This window comes from Streptomyces sp. H27-H1 (genome assembly GCF_026627445.1).
GTDB lineage: Bacteria > Actinomycetota > Actinomycetes > Streptomycetales > Streptomycetaceae > Streptomyces.
Map to the genome: position 1 here is coordinate 1 of NZ_JAPNLJ010000133.1, position 1,698 is coordinate 1,698.

The 1,698-nt window shown below is 67.2% G+C and carries 1 protein-coding gene; it reads right to left on the bottom strand.

Features of this window, described 5'->3' with window-relative positions; translation table 11 throughout:
- Positions 1–37: 37 nt before the first annotated feature.
- Positions 38–1,615 (bottom strand): ISL3 family transposase, encoded by a 1,578-nt coding sequence (locus OTB20_RS42090; RefSeq protein WP_324290485.1) that lies wholly within the window; start codon positions 1,613–1,615, stop codon positions 38–40.
- Between the last annotated feature and the right edge of the window lie 83 nt (positions 1,616–1,698).

A 1,698-nucleotide genomic window follows, 5' to 3' on the forward strand; every position in this document is an offset into this window, starting at 1 on the left:
GGTTCTGTCGACGATCTTGTGATCCGGTGGGGCGGGGTCATCGTGCGAGCAGGACGCGTTTGCGAAGGAGATCGAGGCTGGCTCGGCCGAACATCTGGCGCTTCAGCATCTTCAGCCGGTTGATGTTGCCCTCGACGGCTCCGGAACTGTGCGGCAGGGACATTCCGTTGCGGACGGCGGCGAAGTCGCGACGGAGGTTGCGGGCAAAGGATGCGAGCGGGGCCAGGGTGTCGTGTTCGGCTCCGGTGATCCAGTCCTCGAGGCGGTCGCCGTGGCGGCCGGTCATCATCGCGGCGAACTTCCTGACATGACCGGTGAGCCGGTCGAGTTCGGAATCACGCTCGCGCAGCCGGTGCAGCTTGTCGGCGTCCTCGTCCCGAAGGTGTTCGGGGTGAGTCATGATCCAGGAGGTGACCTCGCGGACCGACAGAGGTTTTGGACCCGGGTTGGGTGCGTGTCCACGCTCGGTCCGGTAGCGGCGCAAGTGACGCTGGACGGCCAACTCGCCTCCGCGATAGCCGAGTTCCTGGATCTCGCGGTAGAGCTGTGCGGCGTTTCGGACGCCTTCGTTCCAACGCCGGTGCAGGTAGCCGACGTACGGGTCGACGACGTGCGCCCGCTGCAGGCTCTTGGCGACGACATCGTCGGCGGAGCGGGCGTTGACCAGCTTGCGGACGGTGGCCTGGTGCAGTCCGAGTTTCCGGCCGATCGCCGCCTTCGACATCCCCTGCTCCCACAGTTCATGGGCGGCGGCATGCTGCTCGCGCAGTCGGGTCACGATCTTCAGCTCGTTCAGTGGCTGGACCACCTCGGGCTCTGCTTCCAGGGCGTCGGATGTGTCGGCAGGCCCAGGAGGCGGTTCGGCCAGGCGGGAGCGGTGGGCGTTCACCGTCTTCTCGACGGCCTGGCCGAGGTTGGCCCACAGGTGATAGCGGTCGGCAACCTGTTCGGCCTGCGGCGCCCCGAGCCGTGCGCCCTCCGCGTAACCGCTGGAGCGGTCACGGCAGATCACCTTCACCTCAGGGTGGCGGCGGAGCCAGGTAGCCAGGTCCTCGCCCTCCCGGCCGTCGTAGAGGTGAACCGGCCGGTGAGTGGCCATGTCGATCAGCACTGTGCCGTAATGGCGACCCTTGCGGAAGGCGAAGTCATCGACGCCCAGCACCTCCACCTCACCGACCTCCGGCTCGGGCAAGGCCCTGACCAGCCGCAACAGCGTGTCCTTGCCCACGGTGACGCCCACCGCGGCTGCCAAGCGTGCCCCTGCCCGGCCGGCCAGGGCCAGCCCGATCTGATTCAGCACCCCACGCAACAGCGGGGTGTAGCGGCTGTGCGGTGTGGTCAGTCCCGCGATCTGTTCGGCGAACGTCACCGCCGTGCAGACGCGGTTCTCGCAGCGGAAGCGGCGTATGGACAACTCGATCACGACACTGAGCCCGCCCACGGCGACGTCACGCAGCGTGCGTACATACCGGCCGTGCACCCGGGCCGAGCTCTGGCCGCACCGGCAGGACCCGGTCGCATCCCGCACCCGCGTCCTCAGCACTACCCTGTCCGGTCTCCGTTCGACCTCCTCGATCAGTAGCGCGGACAGGTACGGAAACAGCTCCAGGAACACATCACGTGAGCACGCGATGCATGATCGCGAACAGTCGGTGTGGTCCGCTCAACCGTCCAGATCACAAGATCGTCGACAGAACC